The sequence below is a fragment of the Pseudomonas sp. ArH3a genome, assembly GCF_022648765.1.
In the GTDB taxonomy this organism is placed as follows: domain Bacteria; phylum Pseudomonadota; class Gammaproteobacteria; order Pseudomonadales; family Pseudomonadaceae; genus Aquipseudomonas.
In genome coordinates this window covers 518,557-537,228 of the sequence record NZ_CP080330.1, presented here as the reverse complement: position 1 = coordinate 537,228, position 18,672 = coordinate 518,557, and the positions used below count along the sequence as shown (strand labels likewise).

Sequence of the window (18,672 nt, the reverse complement as noted above, 5' to 3'; positions counted from 1 at the left end):
TTTGTTTACATCAGAACGCAGGCACTACCGCGCCGCTGTACTTCTTCTCAATGAAGGCTTTGACTTCAGGGCTGGTCAGGGCCTTGGCCAGCTTCTGGATAGCGTCGCTGTTCTTGTTATCCGGGCGTGCCACCAGGAAGTTCACGTACGGCGACTTGGCGTCTTCGATGATCAGCGCGTCTTTGGCTGGGTTCAGGCCGGCTTCCAGGGCGTAGTTGGTATTGATCACGTCCAGGTCAACCTGGTCCAGCACGCGTGGCAGCAAGGCCGATTCCAACTCTTTGAATTTGAGATTTTTCGGGTTGCTGGCGATGTCTTTCGTCGTGGACAGGGGATTAGTCGGGTCTTTGAGCGTAATCAGGCCGTTCTTTTGCAGCAGCAACAGGGCACGGCCATTGTTGGAGCCTTCGTTCGGAATGGCCACGGTGGCGCCATCTTTGAGTTCGGAAATATTCTTGATCTTCTTCGAGTAACCACCGATGGGCTCAACGTGCACACCGATGACCGTGACCAGGTTGGTGCCCTTGCCCTTGTTGAAGGTTTCCAGGTACGGCAGGGTTTGGAAGTAGTTAGCGTCCAAGCGTTTCTCGGCAACCTGTGTGTTGGGCTGTACATAGTCAGTGAAGACTTTGATCTCAAGGTCCACGCCTTCTTTGGCCAGGGTCGGTTTGACCAGCTCAAGGATCTCGGCGTGCGGGATCGGAGTGGCGGCAACCACCAGTTTCTCGTTGGCCTGGGCGAAGCTTGCAGTCAGGGCAGCCGCCAGAGCGGTAAACAACAGAACCTTTTTCATGCAGTGTCCTTATCGAAATTCCGGGGCGTCTCTGACGACCGTTTTTATGGTGTGCCAGCGAAGTGCTATCGCGGCGTGGAATGGACAATACCTAGATTTTTTATTCCCGAACAATATCTTTTATTCACTTTGATATTCCATTTTGTTCATGTAGCTGCTGTTCATTTAGAAAGCTGAGCAGGGTCTGCTGCTCAGCCGGGCTGGCACTGGCGAAAATCTGCTGCACTTGCGCAAGCGGCGAACCCGCCGCCGGCAGATTCAGATGCTCGGGCAAAATTTCATCGCCACTGCTGACCAGCAACGCAAAGTGAATAACGTTTTCCAGCTCGCGGGTATTGCCCGGCCAGCTGTGGTGCTCCAGCACGCGCTGGGCGGCGTCGCTGATCAGCGGCACCGGCAGGTCCAGGCGCTGGCTGTAGATGCCCAGGAAGTATTCCGCCAGGGGCAGGATGTCGCCGACGCGCTCGCGCAACGCCGGCAAGTCCAGACGGCCTTCGCTCAAGTAGTGGAACAGGCGCTCATGAAACTTTCCCGCCGCCACGGCCTGGGCCAGGTCGATGCTGGTAGCGGCGACTAAGCGCACATCCACCGGGCTTGGCTGGTGGGCGCCGACGCGGGTGACTTCGTGATTTTCCAGGGCGGCGAGCAATTTCACCTGGATCGGCAGCGGCAAGTCGCCGATCTCATCCAGGTACAAAGTGCCGCCGTTGGCCGAGCCAAACCAGCCGGCGCGGCTGCTGGCTGCACCGCTGTGGCTGCCTGCGGCGTAGCCAAACAGTTCGGCGTCGGCGTAAGTAGGGCTGATCGCGCCGCAATTGACCGAGACAAACAGCCCGCTGCGGTCGCTGCCACGGTGGATATGCCGCGCCAGCAGCTCTTTACCGCTACCGGTCTCGCCGCGAATCAACACGGGCAAGGCGCGCGGCGCCAGGCTTTCCAGGTCTTCACGCAGTTGGCGCGAGCGCGGGTCGACAAACACCAGTGCTTTGGCACGGATGCTCAGCGGGCTCTTTTCGGCGTCGGGGAAGGTCAGCAGTGGCTGACCGAAGGTTTCATGACTCATGGCAGGCTCCCGCCCCAAATCCACTCAGGGACGGGGCGTTGAAAAGAATTTAGGCACTGCGCCGGGCGTGATGCTCGAGGCGGTTTTGCAGGCGATAGAGGTAGGCGAAACCCTGCTCCCAGCGCTGGTGGCCGGACTTCACATTGATATGCCCGGCACCGGACAAAATCCCGGCCTCCGCGCCCCAATTGCGCGCCAGTTCCAGAGCCCGAGGGGCGCTGACGGCGCTGTCGTTATCGGCGCTGACCACTTGGCTGGGAAACGGCAGCAGGTCGCTGGGTATCGGCGCAAAGTTGCGCAGGGCCGGTGAACAGGCAGGGCGCTCGACATCCGCCGGCGCCACCAGCAAGGCGCCGCGCACTTGACGCAAAAAATGCACAGGAGCGGTGGCCGCCCAATGGGCGACGGTGATGCAACCCAGGCTATGGGCGATCAGGATGACGGGGGTGCTGTCGGCGGCGATGGCCTCGGCCAGTGCAGCCACCCAGTCTTCGCGTCGCGGCGTCAGCCAATCGGCCTGCTCCACCCGCGCGCTGTTGGGCAGGCTGTTCTGCCAATGACTTTGCCAATGATCTTCTGGCGATCCTTGCCAGCCCGGCACGATCAGATAACGAATCGACTCGCTGTGCATGGGTGTGCCCTCCTGCAGCGTTTAACGTTGCTGACCAGTATAGGGACGAGGGTTATATTCGTTAAGGAATAAGAAGCTATTTATTAATAACCAAAATATCAAAACTACCGACATTCGAAATGTGGGGGCTGGCTTGCCTGCGATAGCGATCTTTCAGCGACAGAGGTGTTGGCTGATAAACCGCTATCGCAGGCAAGCCAGCTCCTACATTGACTGGGTTACACATTGGAAATTGGGATACCAGGTAAATCCCAGGCAAAAAAAAGGCCGCACCCTGCCAAGGAAAACGGCCAAAAACTTGTCGAGGCTTTTGAAACTAACGAGCAGTAATCACCGACAGCTTGGTAATGCCCGCACGCTCGATAGACGCCATGGCTCGCGCCACTTCGCCATAGTTAACGCCATCGTCAGCCTGCAGTTGCACCCGCACATCGGGGTCCTTGGCCTTGGCCGCCTGCAGGTTGAACTCCAGCAGGTCCGGCTGGATTTCGTCCTTGTTGATAAACAGTTTGCCGGCGCCGTCGATGCTCACCACCAGCGGGTCCTTTTGCTCAACCGGCGCGACCGCTTCGGTCTTGGGCAGGTTGATCGGAATCGCGTTGGTCAGCAGCGGCGCGGTGACGATAAACACCACCAGCAGCACCAGCATCACGTCCACCAGCGGTGTGACGTTGATCTCGCTCAGCACCTCATCACTGTCTTGCGTGGAGAAGGCCATCTCAGGACGCCTCCTTCACTTTTTGCGGGTTGCCCGCCGCGTTTTTGGTCAGCGCAGGGTGCAGCAGCACGCGGAAGGAATTCTTCTGCGCCAGGCTGTAGAAGTCGTGGGCAAAGTCATCAAGGTCAGCCGCCGTCAGCTTCAGGCGACGCAGGAAGTAGTTGTAGACCAGCACCGCCGGTACCGCGACGGCGATACCTACGCCGGTGGCGACCAGCGCCGCACCAATCGGCCCGGCTACAGTTTCCAGGCTGGCGGAACCGGCGGCGCTGATGCCCTTCAGCGCTTCCATGATCCCCCACACGGTGCCGAACAGGCCGATAAACGGCGAGGTGCTGCCGATACTGGCGACCACGGCCAGGCCGGTTTCCAGGGAGCGGCGTTCACGCACGATCTGCTGGCGCAGGGCGCGTTCGAGGCGGTCCTGGTGGTTGATCGCCTGGCTCAAATCTGCAGCGTGTGGCGCGTCACCGACCTGGATCGCGGCATAACCGGCCTGGGCCACACGGGCTGCGGCGCCGGGTTGGGTTTCGGCCAGTTCAGCGGCAGAGTCGAGACTCGACGCCGCCCAAAACTGTTTGTGGAATTTGCGATCCTGGGCCTTGAGGCGACCGAACTGCACGCCCTTGAGCAAGGCGAAGCCCCAGGTGGCGACCGAAAAGGCCACCAGCAGCCAGATCACCGTGCTTTCGATGGATTCAAGTGGAGATGCTAATGCCATGATGTTTTCCCTCTGTGCAGGTCGCGGCGTGTCCAACACACCGCTGCCGAATAGTTAGTGAATCTTGAAATCGACCGGAACGCTGACCCAGCCGTCCTGGGCCACATCGCCCTGCTTGGCCGGCACGAAGCTCCAACGCTTCACGGCGGTCAGTGCGGCGTCATCGAGTTGCTGGCGGCCGCTGCTTTTCTGGATCTGGATCTCACCCGGCTTGCCGCTGGCCAACACATGCACCCGCAACAACACCGTGCCTTCCCAACCGCGGCGCTGGGCCAGTGACGGGTATTCAGGCGCCGGGTTCTTCAGGTACGCGGCGTTGGCCGAGGCCGGTGTAACCGGTGCCGGCGACGGCGGTGCGGCGGGCGCGGGCGGTGCAGGTGGCGCTGGCTTCGGTGGCGCGGGTGGCTGCTCGACCGGTTTCGGTGCGGGCTTGGGCTCAGGCTTCGGTACCGGCTTGGGTTTAGGTTTTGGAATCGGTTTTGGCGGCGCCGGTTTGGCGGCCAATTCATCCACAACCGGCGGCGGTGGCTCGACCACGGGCGGTGGTGGCGGTGGGGGCGGAACAAGTGGGGGCGGTTCAACCACCGGCGGCGCCGGCTGGGAAAATTCGATGGTCATCGGCGGGATTTCCGGCGGCACAATCGGCAGCACCGGCGTGGGCTTCTGGCTCACCCAATAGATCACCGCGCCGTGCAAGGCCAACACCAGCAAGCCCAGCAGAAGCCCTTCACGACGGCTCGAGAAGCGCTTCGGGGTCTTCTGCAAACGCAACTGCCCTAGTGGTGCGCGGTGCGGCCGGCCAAGGTCGACCAACTCACCACCCGGTGCCTGGCGCCACTGCGCCTCTGGTGCACTGGCGGCGGTCTGGACATTGCCCATTGATTCACTCCCTACGGTTTTGAAACAAAAAAACCGACAGGCCTGCCAAAGCGGCCGTCGAGGGCTGAATCATCGGGGCCAGACGCTTATCTCTTAAAGTAATCTTTAAAGTTATACATAGATCTAAATTGAATAAACGAAACATCCTGATATGCCAAAGCCACGACCGGCGCGGCCTGTGGTGAAGGGGTTGTTTTTCAATGCTTTTCAGGCATGAAAAATATTCATCGAAGGCATGGGTTTGCCCTCGATTGTCAGTGTGCGCAGCGTTCGCTCCGAAGGGCGTCAGACCCGTCTTCGGCCTACTGGCGAAGGGTATTTATTCGCACACTCGCCTGGAACCCAAACCCGCCATGAACCACCAAGGGTTCAACACGGCGAGCTTGAGAGCACGTCGATACACATTCGATAACGCGCGCGAAAGGCTCCCTGGTGCTGGGAGATCGCTCTTAATTGGAAAACCCCATGAACATCGGCTCCCAACTCAGAAACTTGTTCGCTAGTTACTCGCCCCACGCTCCCCAGCCAGGCACGCAGGATTCCGCCCCGAACGTGCCACGCGCCCGACAGGGATCTCAGATTAACTTTGGTAGCGATAATAGCCCGGCACCCAACTCAGCCTTCAGTGCAGCGAATGCTGGGAACACGAACCCGGCCTCGCCGGAAGCCTGGGACCTAATCAGCTCTTTTATGAGCAAACTCGCAGCAATTTTGAGTGGTTCGGATCAGAACAAAGCTCAGCCGCAGGCGCAGACCTCAAACGCCAACAACCCGGGCTCCAGCCCTAATGCCATTAACTACGATAACTCGGCGAAGCGTGCGAGTGGGGCAGGCCAGAGCAATGCACAGCAAGGCGGGCAGGCTTCATACAGCGGCCAAGCGGGTGACGTGCCCAAAAAACGTGGCCCCTATAGCGAGACGGAACTTGTGGATGGATTTCGACAAGAAGGGGGCACGGAGAATTGTGTAACCGTCGGTGCGATAAAGGCAGCCATGCAAAAAGAGGGTGGCCCCAAAGAAGTATACGAATCGGTAGAAGAAAGCGGCGACGGCTTTGACGTCAAAATGAAAGACTCTGACAAAATCTACCATGTGAGCAAAGCAGAACTCGATGAAGCCGCCCAGAAATCAGGGTTCAAAGGCGATAACAAAGAGATGCTCAAAGATGCCAACTTCATGTATGCGGTCAGCGCCAAGCGGGAACAGGAGGAAAACGGTGGCAGTTTCGGCGATGCCTTGGGCGCTCTGAACCACTCTCAACCTGCCATAAACGGCTTTAAGCGCCTGGGCCTGCAAAACCATGTCGAGCAGGCGACTGCACGGGAGCTGGCCAATGGCGCGGCCGGGGTCATAGCCCAAAACGACCACGTTGCCGCAGTGCTCAATGGCAAAGTAGAAGACTACGGCACGTTGGGGCGCACGCCGGACGCAGGGGTTTTCGCCTTGAAGTTGGTTTAAGCGCCCTAGGACACACCCTGCCAGGCTTAGATTTAAATTCAAAATACCTCGACGGCTCCGCATACTGCATGCCTCTTTTGCGCACCCGAGAGGTCATGCATGCCGCTTAACCCATCACTCATGGGCAAACTCGCCGGCTGGGGCCTGCTGGTGGTCCTGGGCCTCAACCTGCGGCCGATCCTCAGTTCCATCAGCCCGTTGCTTGGCGAGATTCGCCAGGCCACCGGCCTGAGCTTTCAGAGCAGCGCCTTGCTCACCAGCCTGCCCGTGGTGTGCATGGGCCTGGTGGCGCTGGTCGGCGTGCGTGTGGAAGCGCGGCTGGGCGAACGGCGCGGCATCGCCCTGGGCTTGATGATGATTCTGCTGGCGTGCCTGGTACGCTGGCTGATGGGCCAGGCCTCGGCGCTGCTGGTCACCGCCTTGCTCGGCGGCGCCGGTGTGGCGCTGATCCAGGCGTTGGTGCCGGCGATGATCAAGCGTGAATTCCATCACCGTGTGCCGGTGGCGATGGGCGTGTACTCGGCGTCGTTGATGGCCGGTGGTGGGTTGGCGGCGCTGCTCAGCCCGGTGGTGGCCACGCACTTTCAGCAATGGCAGGCGGGGTTGGGCGTGTGGCTATTGCCGGCGCTGGGGGCATTGTTGCTGTGGGCGTGGCTGCCGTTGGGTGCGCCGAGAAAGCTGCAGGCAGCCCCCGCGTTCAAAGGCCTGCGCAATCGCCGCGCCTGGCTGTTGGCGTTGTATTTCGGTTTGGTCAACTGCGGCTACATGAGCATGGTGGCGTGGCTGCCTGCGTACTATCAGCAGCTGGGCTGGGCCGTATTGCCGAGTGGTTCGCTGTTGGCGTTCATGACCATCTTCCAGGTGATCGCCGCGCTGTTGATGCCGGTGTTGGCGCAGCGCGGTATCGACCGCCGCCCACTGCTCAGCATCAGCCTGTTGGCGCAGACCATCGGCTACCTCGGCCTGATCCTCGCGCCGCTGGAGTATCCGCACGTGTGGGTGGCGCTATGCGGCTTCGGCCTGGGCGCGTGTTTCGCCCTGAGCTTGCTGCTGACCCTCGACCACCACCGCGACCCACGCCAAGCCGGGCAACTGGCGGCCTTCGTGCAAGGCGTGGGCTTTTTGATCAACGCGGTTTCGCCGTGGCTGACCGGCTGGCTGCGCGAACTCACCGGCAATTTCGTCAGCGCCTGGGTGGTGCTGACGGTCACGGTGGTGGCGATGCTGCTGGTGACGCGGGTGTTCAGCCCGGCCACCTACCGCACCGGCTCAGAAGTCGTAGCGCCCGGTCACGCCTAGCGTACGCGGGGTGCCCAGCAGGCCTTCATAGCCGCCGTTACCGCCGGTCCACAGGGTGGTGTAGTAGGTTTTGTCGAAGGCATTTTTCAGCCACAACGACACATCCCACTGCCCTTGCTGGTAGTTGCCGCGCAGGCCGGTGGAGAGGTTGACCACCGCGTAGGCAGGGATCTGCCCGTAGTCGGAATCCTCCACGGTGCCCACCGCTTTGGAGCGGAACGCATAGCTGGCGGTGACGTAAGGTTCGAAGCCGTTAGCCAGGTTCCACTTGTATTCGCCGTTGGCGTTGGCGATCCATTTGGACGCGCCAACCACCTGGTGCCCGGTCAGGTCGCAGGACGCCGGTGCACCGCGGCGCAGGCTGATTTCCGGCGGGCACGGCGCATCTTTGTAAGACAGGTAACTCACATCGTTGAACGAGCCGTTGAGGTTCAGCGTCAGGCCCTTGATCGGCACCAGCGTGCTTTCCACTTCAACCCCGCGCGAGCGCACGGAGCCGGCATTGGTCAGGTACTGCACCCGGTTGTCCTGGTCGTAGGCGTTGGTCTGGTAGCCGTTGACCTGGGTCCAGAACAGGTTGGCGTTGAGCTGCAGGCGGCGGTCCCACAGCGTGCTCTTGAAGCCCAGTTCGGCGTTGTTGGCGCGCTCGGTGCCGATCAGCAAGGAATCGGCCCCGGCCGTCGGCGCGGAACCCACGGCCAGGTTGACCCCACCAGACTTCTCGCCGTGGGACAGCGTTGCGTAGCCGAGCAGGTTTTCGTTGAAGTGATACGTGAGGTTGAGCAGCCCTGACGGCGTGGCGCTGTACTGGCTGAGGTCGCCCGAGTCATACACCCCGGCACGCCCACGCTGCGCGGTGGCTGCCGCGCCGGTCACCGCAGCGCCACCCACTGGCGCGTTACGCGTGACCCAGGCGCTTTTCTCTTCATAGGTGCCGCGCAGGCCGGCGGTGAAATCCAGGCGCTCGGTCAGGTGCCAGGTGCCTTGGGCGAACAGCGCAAAACTGTCGGTGCGGATATGCCCGTTGCCGACGCTGCTCACATTGTTCAACGCACCGGTCGGCGTGCCATTCCAAATATCGGCCTTGGGCCCGTAGTAGGCGAAGGATTTGTTATCCAGCGAATTGCCGAAGTAGTAGGCGCCCAGCACATAGTCGAAGAAGCCGCCGGTGGGTGAGGCCAGTCGAAACTCCTGGGACCACTGTTTATCCTCCACCGACACGCCAGCGTTGTACGAGGCCGGGACGTTGAGCCCATCGTCGTTGCGCGGGGTGAAATTCCACCAGCGATAGGAACTGACCGAGGTCAGGGTGAAGTCACTCGGCAGGGTCCAATTGGCCTCCACCGATGTGCCGCCCTGGAACACCGTGACGTGCTGGTCGTTGTCCAGGTTGACCTTGCGGTGGGTGCCATTCACCAGGGTCGCCCCCGCCGCCGCTGCCCGGGCTTGATACAGGTTGGTGCCATTGATCGTCGGCCCGGTGCTATACAGCACGCGCGTGCCAGCGCTGGAATCTTCCTCGTTGTAGTCACCGATCCAGCGCAGGTTGAATGTCTCGCTGGGCTTGTACAGCAATTGCCCGCGAAAGCCCTGGCGTGAACCGCCATTGAGATCATGGCCGTTGTATTCGTTCTTGATGTCGCCGTCGCTGCGCGTGCGATAAGCCGAGAAACGCCCGGCCAAATCATCGGTGAGCGGGCCGGAAATGGTGCCCTTGGTCTGGAAATAACCGTCCTCGCCCAACGAGGTTTCGATGCTGCGCTCCGGGGTAAAACTCGGCGCGCGGGTGCTGATGTTGATCACGCCAGCGGTGGTGTTTTTGCCGAACAGCGTGCCCTGCGGGCCACGCAACACTTCAAGCTGCTCAATGTCCATCAAGTCGAACACCGCCATGCCCGGTCGCCCGAGGTACACGTTGTCGATGTACAGCCCCACGCTGCCCTCCAGGCCGTCGCTGGCCGGGTTGTTGCCCAGCCCACGGATCGACACGCTGGACTGACGCGCATGCATATAGGCGACGTTGACGCTGGGCACCAATTGCTGCAAATCCTGAATCCGATACACCCGTTGGCTCTCCAGCGCCTGGCCGCCGATCACGCTCATGGGCGTGGGCACCTCCTGAGCACTTTCGGTACGCCGCCGGGCGGTCACGGTGACTGTTTCAAGCCGGCCGCTGGCGCTTTCAAGCTGGCCGCTGGCGTTTTCGCCCTTGCTGGCAGGTGCGGGGGGTTCGGCCGCCTGAGTGGGCGACCAACTGGTGCTGCCGGCCACCAACATGGCCAGGGGCAAGGACTTCAACAGACTCATAAGCGGCTCCGAAACCCAGGAATATCCAACACCAGATATTCCATTAGGTTATTTATTTATGTTTTTACGAACATTTACTGCATAAGAGATAGCCTTTATAAGGAGTCGACCTAATGCATAGCCAATGCATTTCCCGGATATTTTTGATGTGAAAAATGCATATCGATTTGCGCCAGCTTCGCCACTTCATCGCCCTCGCTGAACAACGCAGTTTTGTCGCGGCTGCGTTGGCCGTGAACCTCTCGCAATCGGCGTTCAGTCGCAGTATCCAGGCGCTGGAACACAGTGCCGGTTGCCTGTTGGTGGACCGCGGCCGCAAGGACCTCGCGCCAACCAAACAAGGTCAGGTATTGCTGGAACATGCGCGGCGGCTGGTCAGCGGCGCCCAACAACTGGCCAACGAGATCAGCCAGTTCAATGGCCTGGAAGCCGGTGAGCTGCGCTTCGGTTGCGGCCCGGCCCCGGCGGGCGGGTTGATCCCGCGTGCCATCGGCAGTTTTATCGGGCGTTACCCCAAGGCCCGCGTGCAGTTCCAGGTGGATGACTGGCAAAACCTGAGCAAACGCCTGCTCAGCGAAGAGTTCGAATTCTTCGTCGCCGACACCCGCCACTTCGAAGCCAACCCGGACTATCACACCTACCGCCTGCGCGCGCGGCGTTGGTATTTCTGCTGCCGCGCCGGGCACCCGTTAGCGGCGCGCGACAGCGTAAGCGCCGCCGAGCTGATGAGTTATCCGCTGGCCGTGACCATCCGCCCACCGAACTTGCGCAAGGTCATCGTCGACCTCAGCGGCCGACCGGATTACCTACCCAATGTGGAATGCGAAAACGGCTACAGCCTGATGGGGGTGGTGCTGCGCTCGGACGCCATCGGCATCGTCAGCGCCAACAGCGATGTGCTGCACATGGCCCGGGGCGAGTTGGTGTGTTTGAAGATTGATGGGCTGGCTGAAGACTTGGAGGAGCGTTACACCCGCTATGGCATCGTCAGTCGCGCGGGGTATCGGTTGTCGCCGTTGGCGCAGGCGATGATTGAGCAGATCAAGCAGATGGATGAGTTGGATGAGGAGGTGTGTGCGCTGGAAAATGTCGCTGTCTGAAAGGGCGCTACCGCAGGCAAGCCAGCGCCCCCATTTGAAATGCATTCATTGCATATAACCCAGTCCTCAAATGCACTTGCCAGTGCCCCATCCGAACAGCGAAAACCGTCATCTTTCTTCTGTTCGGTGAAGCCCCATGTCTCAACCAAAACCCGTGCGCAATGTGCTCTACATCATGTGCGACCAACTGCGTCGCGATTACCTGTCGTGCTACGGCCACGCGCATTTGCACACGCCCAATATCGACCGCCTGGCCGCGGCCGGCGTGCGCTTCAGCCGCGCCTATACCCAAGGCACCATTTGCGGGCCATCGCGGATGTCGGCGTACACCGGGCGCTATGTCAGCAGCCATCAGGTGGCGTGGAACGCGGTGCCGCTGCCGCTGGAAGAGCTGACGATTGGCGACTACTTGCGCCCCCATGGCATCCGCACTGCGCTGGTGGGCAAGACCCACGCCACGCCGAATCTGGAGGCCTTGCAGCGCCTAAATATCGACCCCGACAGCGAGCAGGCCGAGCCGCTGAATGAGGTTGGCTTCGACGCCTATTTCCGTCACGACGGCATCTACCCCGACAGCCCGCTGTTCGACGACAAACGCGAGTCCGCGCCTTACACCCATTACCTGCGCGCGAAAGGCTACGACGGCACCAACCCGTGGCATGAATGGGCCAACGCCGCCGAGGGCGAAGGCGGTGAAGTACTCAGCGGCTGGCACATGCGCAATGCCGGGCTGCCCGCACGGGTGGCCGAGGAGCATTCGGAAACCGTCTACACCACCGATCGCGCCATCGACTTTATCCGCGAGCAGGCCGAGCAGCCGTGGTGCCTGCACCTGTCCTACATCAAGCCGCACTGGCCCTATATCGCCCCGGCGCCGTACCACGCGTTGTATGGCGCCGAGCATATCCAGGCGCCGATTCAGCCCCAGCACACGAGCGATCACCCGGTGTACCAGGCATTTCGTCAGCATCAGGAGAGCCAGAATTTCTCCCGTGATGAGGTGCGGCTCACGGTGATTCCGACCTACATGGGCCTGATCAAACAGATCGACGATCAACTCGGGCGGCTGTTCGACTTTCTGCAAAGCAACGGCCGTTGGGACGACACGTTGATCGTGTTCACCAGCGACCACGGCGACTTCCTCGGCGATCATTTCCTCGGTGAAAAAGAATTTTTGCTGGAGCCTGCGGTGGGTGTCCCGCTGATCGTGCGCGACCCGCGCGCCAGTGCCGACATCAGCCGTGGCTCGGTGGACGAACGCCTGGTGGAAACCATCGACGCCCTGCCCACCTTCCTCGACGCCCTGGGCCTGCCCAACGCCGACCATCGCCTCGAAGGCCGCTCGCTGATCCCACTGCTGCACGGCGCGCCCCTCACCTGGCGCACCTACGCCATCGCCGAATACGACTACGCCTTCCAGGCCCCGGCCCGCGAGCGCCTGGCGCAGCCGATCGACCGTTGCCGCATGACCATGGTGCGCAGCGAACGCTGGAAATACCTGGCGTATGACGGGTTTCGTCCACAGCTGTTTGACTTGGAAAATGATCCACAGGAGTTGCACGACTTGGGCGCCGACCCGGCCTATGCGGCGGTACGCGAGACGCACTTGGGGTATTTGTTCGAATGGCTGCGCGGGTTGAAACGGCGCACCACCATCAGCCACGCGGAGATTGATCAGCGTGGCCAATGGTTTCGGTATGGCGAGCCGGAGGCAGAGAAGGTCGTACAGATAGGCGTCTGGTAAACACCACAAATCAAATGTGGGAGCAGGCTTGCCTGCTCCCACACAAACCTGCTCCCACATTTGGAACTGTGTTCGCTTAGAGACCTTTGGTGGTCTGGCTACGCTGCCCTTGCACACCCACCGGCACATCGCCCTTGAGCGTCACCCGGCGCACGATGCGTTCCTGGGTGCCGTAGTCGTCCACTGCGTAATGCTGGGTGGCGCGGTTGTCCCAGATCGCCACGTCGCCGGTGTTCCAGCGCCAGCGCACGGTGTTTTCCAGGCGGGTGACGTGGCTTTGCAGCAGGTTGAACAGCTGCGTCGAGTCCGCCTGGGAGTAGCCTTTGAGGCGCTTGACGAAGTGCCCCAGCAGCAAGGTTTTTTCACCGCTGACCGGGTGCACGCGCACCACCGGGTGTTCGGTTTCGTACACCGTAGAGGTGAAGACCTTGCGGTATTCCTCAAGCTTTTCTACCGACACATCCGGCTTGCGCCCGGCGTAGTCGTATTCGTTGCTGTGCACCGCCCATAGGTTGTCGGCGAGTGCGCGCAGCTCCACGCTGAGGTCGTTGTAGGCGCTGGCGGTGTTGGCCCACACCGTGTCGCCACCGGCCTTGGGCGCCAGCACCGAACGCAAGATCGAGGCTTTCGGGTAGGCGTCGACGAAGGTCACGTCGGTGTGCCAGGAATTGGCGCGCTGGCCGCGCGTGCCGTCCAGTTCCAGCAGGAACCGCGTACCGTCACGCACCGGAACCGTCGGGTGGGCAATCGGCTCACCCAGCAAGTGGGCGAAGGCTTCCTGGCTCTGATCATCGAGGTGGGTCTGCTCGCGGAAGAAGATCACCTTGTACTGCACCAGCGCATGCTGGATGGCTGCGACGGTGGCGGCGTCCAGGTCACCGGACAGTTTGATGCCACGGATCTCGGCGCCGATGCGGCCGGCGACCGGGTGGATGTCGAGTGCCTGGGCGACGGGTTGAACAGCTAATGCGGCGTTGCTCATTGTGATGACCCTCTTGTGCCTGCTGATGGTGGGATGCTTTCCAACAACGCTCTATTCATATGCATTTTAGATCTAGCAATTGAACAAATGCTTCGTTGACGGAATAAGAGCTTGCATTTAAAACCTCAGCTCCCACGGTCGCAAATGCCTTCGACCTATTTTTCAAATGCCGGGAAAGCATATGGATCTTCGCCAACTTCGGTACTTCATCGCCCTCAACGAACACCGCAGTTTCGTGCGTGCGGCGGACGCCATGGGCATCACCCAACCGGCGTTCAGCCGCAGCATTCAGGGGCTGGAACAGGAGTTCGGCTGCGTGCTGGTAGACCGCGGCAACAAGGATTTGCGCCCCACGCCCGAAGGCCAAGTGGTGCTGCAACACGCCCTGAGCCTGGTGCACGGGGCCGCCTTGCTGAGCAGCGAAGTCACGCGTATGACCAAGCTCGACGCCGGCGACCTGCGCTTCGGCACCGGCCCGGCGCCGGCGGTGAAACTGGTGCCGGATGCGGTGGCGCGCTTTATCGGCGCGCACCCAAAAATCCGCACCAGTTTCCAGGTGGATAACTGGGAAAAACTCAGCCGTGCCTTAAGCCGTGAAGAGATCGAATTTTTTATCGCCGACATCCGCCAGTTCGAGCCGGACCCAAACTTCCAGACCCGCGCACTGACGCCCAAGCGCGGGGTGTTTTTCTGCCGCCCAGGGCACCCGCTATTGGCCAAGGACAGCCTGTCGACCAACGACATGTTCGACTACCCGCTGGCCTCGCCGCTGATCTCCCAAGGTATTCGCAAATTACTGGCGAACCTGAGCGGGCGCATGGATTTTTCACCAAGCATTCAGACCGAACATTTCCCGGCATTGGTAAAAATCGTGCTGCAGTCCAACGCCATCGGCGTGGGCACTGAGGAAGCGTTTGCCGAGGACATCGCAAGGGGCTCACTGGTACTGCTGCACTGGCGCAACCTGCCGCAGAACATGGAGACCATGAGCGCGCGGTGTGGGATTGTCAGCCGCACGGGGTCGCGGTTGTCACCGGCGGCGAAAGCGATGATTGAGACGTTGGTGGAGGTCGACAGGCAAGAGGTGAGTGTGGCGGTTTGAGGGCCTCATCGCAGACAAGCCAGCTCCCAAACTTTGAATGTAGGCACCGTTCAAAGGTGGGAGCTGGCTTGCCTGCGATAGCAATAGCCCATACACCACCCGACTCAGCGCCCCGCCGCAGCCAAGTTTGGCGCCACCCAATCACTCACCTGAAACGACTTGCGAATCAGCCGCTCTTTGGACGCCAGATCCACCGCGTCCTGCAATTTGCCGAGGAACACCGGGTCCAGGGTCGAGGGGAAAATCTCGCTGAGTTTCTGGTCTTTCAAATCATTGGCCAGGATGACCGGCGGGTAACTGGCCCGCCCCGACACCAGGTCAATGTAGGCCTGCTTGTTGCTGTCATCCGTCAGCCACTGCACCGCTTGCTGCTGGGCCTTGAGCAACTTGGCCACAACCTCCGGGTGTTCATCGACAAACTTGGCACTGCCCACCAGCACTGCCTGCACGCTGCCGGCGCCGCCGATGTCTTTGGTGGTCAGCGGGATCTCGGCCAGGCCCTTGGCTTGCAGCCCAGTGAGGCCGGAACCGCCCCAGGTAGCGTCAATCTGCTTGGCGGCCAGGGCGGCAATGGCTGCGCTGAAATCCAGGTTGATGACTTTGAGGTCCTTCTCACTCAGGCCCTGGCTGGCCAGCGCGGTGTCAAACGACAACTGGCTCGCCGTGCCACGGAACACCGCCACGCGCTTGCCCTTGAGGTCTTGCAAGGTCTTGATGCCAGAACCCGGCACCACGCCAAGGTAGTGCTTCACACCGCGCGCCGAGGCACTGAGCAGGCGAGTGTCCAGGCCATTGGAGCGGCCGATGATCGCCGCCAGATCGCCCAGGTAAGCCAGGTCCACCTGACCGTTGGCGAAAGCCTCATTGATCACGGGGCCTGCGCCCTTGAAGTAATTCCACTGGATCTTGATGCCCTGGTCGGCAAAGGCTTTTTCAAAGATCTGCTGACTTTGCAGCACGTCGGTCACTCCGCCGCCGCTGTGCTGGCTGCCCGCGCTGAGGTCGGGCACGGCAATGCGAATTTCCTTGAGGTCGGCAGCGTGCACCAGCCCGGCCAGGGCGGTGCCCGCGAACAGGCTGATCAGACGTTTGAAGGGCAGTTTCATAAGCGCAGCTCCTGGTGGGCGACGGTCGCCTGGGGAGCAGAAAGTAGGCACAGGCTGATCAAAACTTTAAATACTATAAATTCACAATTTAATAGCTTTTAGGACTATGCGAGCTAAAACGCAGGCTCCAGAGGGATATGCATAAACAGCATCGAAAATATTCTTCGAATGCATTGGATGCGTGCCGGGCGGAGGCTTTAAATGATTTTTCTTATCCCTCAATCATCTTGATTGCGTTTTTATAAGATCGAAATCACATAACGCCCTCGACGACAACGGAGGTCCTCCATGGCCCGAATTTCACTTCTGAGCCTACCTCTTGCGGCCCCCAGCCATGGCGCCGTAGCGCGCTGGCCGAAGCTGAACGAACGCCTGCTGCCATGGCTGCTACCACTGGGGCTGTTTGCGTTGTGGTGGCTGGCCAGCCGCAATCACTGGATGAGCGAGCAAATTCTGCCGCCTCCTTCGCTGGTGTGGAGCAGCGCGGTGGAACTGGCCGGCGGCGAGCTGTGGAGCCACTTGGCGATCAGCTTGCAGCGTTTGTTCTGGGGGCTGTTGGCGGGTGTGAGCGCCGGTGCGTTATTGGGCGCGCTGTTGGGTTTCAGCGCGCGGGCCGAGCGCTTGGTATTCCCGACGTTCAGCGCACTGTCGCAAGTGCCGACCCTGGCCTGGATCCCGCTGTTCATGGTGTTTTTCGGCATCGGCGAAACCCTGAAACTGGTGGTGCTGGTGAAGGCAATCGTGGTGCCCGTCACCCTGCATACCTTGGTCGGCGTGCGCGACGCCCAGCCCAACCTGCGTGAAGCCGCGCGCGTGCTGCGCCTGCCCACGCACCTGTTGATCCGCCGCCTGATCCTGCCCGCCGCGCTGCCGGCGTTCATGGCCGGTGTACGCCTGGCGCTGGCGGCCGGCTGGACGTCGCTGCTGGCGGTGGAGTTGCTGGCGTCGAGTGAAGGCATCGGCTACCTGATGGTCTGGGCGCGCCAGCTGTTCATGCTCGACATCGTCTTCGTGTGCATCGTGGTCATCGGCGTGTTAGGCGTGGTGATGGATCGCGGCATTGGCGGGCTGGATCGCAAGTGGGTGCACTGGCCGCACCCGACCACCGCGCAGATTCGGCGCGGGCCGCGCTATGAAGGTTGGCAGCGCCTGCAACCGTGGCTGTTGCCGCTGCTATTGCTGACGCTGTGGCAGGTGGCGACGCAACAGGGTTGGGTTGACCCGAATATTCTGATCAGCCCATGGTCGGTGCTGCACACCGCAGCCGCCGGCGTGTTGGATGGCAGCTTGTCCGGCGCCTTGGGCAAAAGCCTGGGGCGCACGCTGGGCGGCTTGATTCTGGGTGGCGGCTTGGGCTTTGCCATGGGGTTGTGGCTGGGGCTGTCGCGGCGCAGTGAGCGGGTACTTGGCCCGACCTTGGCCGCGCTGCGCCAGATCGCGATTTTCGCCTGGGTGCCGTTGCTCACCGCGTGGTTCGGCCTGGGTGAATTGGCCAAGTCGGTGTTTATCGCACTGGCGGCGTTTTTCCCGCTGTTTATCGCCACGCAACGCAGCGTGCTCAACCTCTCGCCGCAGCTGCGTGAAGCGGCGCAAGTACTGCGCCTGAGCCTGTTCCAACGCCTGCGCCGCTTGGTGTTACCGGGCGCGGCGGCGGGAATTTTCGCCGGCCTGCGCCTGAGCCTGATCTACGCCTGGCTGGGCACCATTGGCGCGGAATATTTCATGCCGTCCAACGGCGGCATCGGCAGCCTGATGATCGGCGCCCAACAGTTGCTGCGCATGGACGTGATCATGAGCGGCATGCTGCTGGTCGGCCTCACCGGCGCCACCCTCAATTTTATCGGCCAACGCATCGAAACCCGCGCCACCCGCTGGAGACACGCATGAACGCACCTATCGTCAGCTTCAACCAGGTGGGCAAGTCCTTCGACGTCGACGGCTTCGAGTTGGAAGCCATTCGTGAATTCAACCTGGAGATTGCCGAAGGCGAATTCGTCGCGATTGTCGGCTCCAGCGGTTGCGGCAAATCCACCCTGCTGCGCCTGTTGGTAGGGCTCGACACGCAGTTTCGCGGCGAGATTCAGGTCGACGGCAAAGCCGTGAGCGGCATCGGCGGCGAGCGCGGCATCGTGTTCCAGGAGCACCGCCTGTTTCCCTGGCTGACCGTGGCGCAAAACATCGGCCTAGGGCTGGTCAACGAGCCGCTGAGCGAGGCCGAGCGCAACCGGCGCATCAGTGATTTTATCGAGCTGGTCGGCCTTACCGATTTCACCCGCGCCTACCCTCACCAACTGTCCGGCGGCATGGCGCAACGCGTGGCGATTGCCCGGGGCCTGGTGGCCAGCCCGCGCATTTTGCTGCTGGATGAGCCCTTCGGCGCCCTCGATGCGCTGACCCGCCAGCAGATGCAGGACGAGCTATTGGCGATCCGCGCGCGCGCCAAGATCACCACGGTGTTGGTGACCCACGATGTGGAGGAGGCGATTTTCCTCGCCGACCGCGTGGTGGTGATGGAGCCCCGGCCCGGGCGCATCAAGCAAGTCGTCGATATCGCCCTGCCTCACCCGCGCCAGCGCAGCAGTTTCGAGTTCCACCAACTGCGCGAAGAACTGCTGCATGAACTGATCAGCGATGACCACTACCAGCCGCCCGTGCGCGAACAGATTCGTGACCTGCCGCTGGCTTTTATTGCTTGCTGAAAGAGAACTGCCTTTTCGTTGTTGTAGAGGCCTAAAGGACTCAATTCGCGAACGCGACAGTGACCACGGC

16 protein-coding genes are annotated in these 18,672 nt (G+C 61.3%); 7 read left to right on the top strand and 9 right to left on the bottom strand.

Annotation, left to right across the window (positions count from 1 at the left end):
- Positions 1-10: 10 nt before the first annotated feature.
- From K0P33_RS02380 to K0P33_RS02355, 6 genes are all read right to left on the bottom strand, one after another.
- Entirely contained in the window at positions 11-793 is a 783-nt protein-coding gene (locus K0P33_RS02380) for a MetQ/NlpA family ABC transporter substrate-binding protein (RefSeq protein WP_094951120.1), read from the bottom strand.
- A gap of 124 nt (positions 794-917) precedes the next feature.
- Positions 918-1,856 (bottom strand): sigma-54 dependent transcriptional regulator, encoded by a 939-nt coding sequence (locus K0P33_RS02375; RefSeq protein ID WP_094951119.1) that lies wholly within the window; start codon positions 1,854-1,856, stop codon positions 918-920.
- A gap of 49 nt (positions 1,857-1,905) precedes the next feature.
- Positions 1,906-2,487, bottom strand: a complete 582-nt coding sequence (locus K0P33_RS02370; protein WP_242153880.1) for an alpha/beta hydrolase — start codon at positions 2,485-2,487, stop codon at positions 1,906-1,908.
- Positions 2,488-2,803: 316 nt separating this feature from the next.
- A complete protein-coding gene (locus K0P33_RS02365; RefSeq protein WP_010565408.1) occupies positions 2,804-3,205 on the bottom strand; it encodes a biopolymer transporter ExbD in 402 nt (133 codons plus the stop codon).
- Position 3,206: 1 nt separating this feature from the next.
- A complete protein-coding gene (locus K0P33_RS02360; RefSeq protein WP_094951125.1) occupies positions 3,207-3,929 on the bottom strand; it encodes a MotA/TolQ/ExbB proton channel family protein in 723 nt (240 codons plus the stop codon).
- A 51-nt stretch (positions 3,930-3,980) separates the two neighbouring features.
- Positions 3,981-4,805, bottom strand: coding sequence for an energy transducer TonB (locus K0P33_RS02355; RefSeq protein ID WP_242153878.1), 825 nt, complete (start codon positions 4,803-4,805; stop codon positions 3,981-3,983).
- A gap of 690 nt (positions 4,806-5,495) precedes the next feature.
- On the opposite strand from K0P33_RS02355, the gene K0P33_RS02350 reads away from it, so the two are divergent.
- Both K0P33_RS02350 and K0P33_RS02345 read left to right on the top strand, forming a co-directional pair.
- The gene (locus K0P33_RS02350) at positions 5,496-6,263 is read left to right on the top strand and encodes a hypothetical protein (protein ID WP_094951116.1); all 768 of its coding nucleotides are present in this window, start codon (positions 5,496-5,498) and stop codon (positions 6,261-6,263) included.
- A gap of 99 nt (positions 6,264-6,362) precedes the next feature.
- Positions 6,363-7,562: a CynX/NimT family MFS transporter gene (locus tag K0P33_RS02345; RefSeq protein ID WP_242153876.1), complete on the top strand. Its 1,200-nt coding sequence runs from the start codon at positions 6,363-6,365 to the stop codon at positions 7,560-7,562.
- Here the strand turns inward: K0P33_RS02345 and K0P33_RS02340 are convergent.
- A complete protein-coding gene (locus K0P33_RS02340) occupies positions 7,533-9,869 on the bottom strand; it encodes a TonB-dependent receptor (RefSeq protein ID WP_242153874.1) in 2,337 nt (778 codons plus the stop codon). The genes K0P33_RS02345 and K0P33_RS02340 overlap by 30 nt on opposite strands.
- Positions 9,870-10,024: 155 nt before the next feature.
- On the opposite strand from K0P33_RS02340, the gene K0P33_RS02335 reads away from it, so the two are divergent.
- Entirely contained in the window at positions 10,025-10,969 is a 945-nt protein-coding gene (locus tag K0P33_RS02335; protein WP_094951113.1) for a LysR family transcriptional regulator, read from the top strand.
- A gap of 136 nt (positions 10,970-11,105) precedes the next feature.
- A complete protein-coding gene (locus tag K0P33_RS02330; RefSeq protein ID WP_242153872.1) occupies positions 11,106-12,713 on the top strand; it encodes an alkaline phosphatase family protein in 1,608 nt (535 codons plus the stop codon).
- Positions 12,714-12,789: 76 nt separating this feature from the next.
- Here K0P33_RS02330 and K0P33_RS02325 read toward each other — a convergent pair whose 3' ends face one another.
- Positions 12,790-13,695 (bottom strand): TauD/TfdA family dioxygenase, encoded by a 906-nt coding sequence (locus K0P33_RS02325; RefSeq protein WP_242153871.1) that lies wholly within the window; start codon positions 13,693-13,695, stop codon positions 12,790-12,792.
- Positions 13,696-13,876: 181 nt separating this feature from the next.
- Between K0P33_RS02325 and K0P33_RS02320 the strand changes: the two genes are divergently transcribed.
- Positions 13,877-14,797 (top strand): LysR family transcriptional regulator, encoded by a 921-nt coding sequence (locus tag K0P33_RS02320; RefSeq protein WP_242153869.1) that lies wholly within the window; start codon positions 13,877-13,879, stop codon positions 14,795-14,797.
- A gap of 104 nt (positions 14,798-14,901) precedes the next feature.
- On the opposite strand, the gene K0P33_RS02315 is transcribed toward K0P33_RS02320, so the two are convergent.
- Positions 14,902-15,903, bottom strand: a complete 1,002-nt coding sequence (locus K0P33_RS02315) for an ABC transporter substrate-binding protein (RefSeq protein WP_242153866.1) — start codon at positions 15,901-15,903, stop codon at positions 14,902-14,904.
- A 288-nt stretch (positions 15,904-16,191) separates the two neighbouring features.
- Here K0P33_RS02315 and K0P33_RS02310 point away from each other — a divergent pair, with 288 nt between their 5' ends.
- Complete coding sequence (locus K0P33_RS02310) at positions 16,192-17,790, top strand: ABC transporter permease (RefSeq protein WP_242153865.1); 1,599 nt, start codon at positions 16,192-16,194, stop codon at positions 17,788-17,790.
- Positions 17,787-18,602, top strand: a complete 816-nt coding sequence (locus K0P33_RS02305; RefSeq protein WP_242153863.1) for an ABC transporter ATP-binding protein — start codon at positions 17,787-17,789, stop codon at positions 18,600-18,602. The genes K0P33_RS02310 and K0P33_RS02305 overlap by 4 nt, the downstream gene beginning before the upstream one ends.
- Positions 18,603-18,672 lie beyond the last annotated feature (70 nt).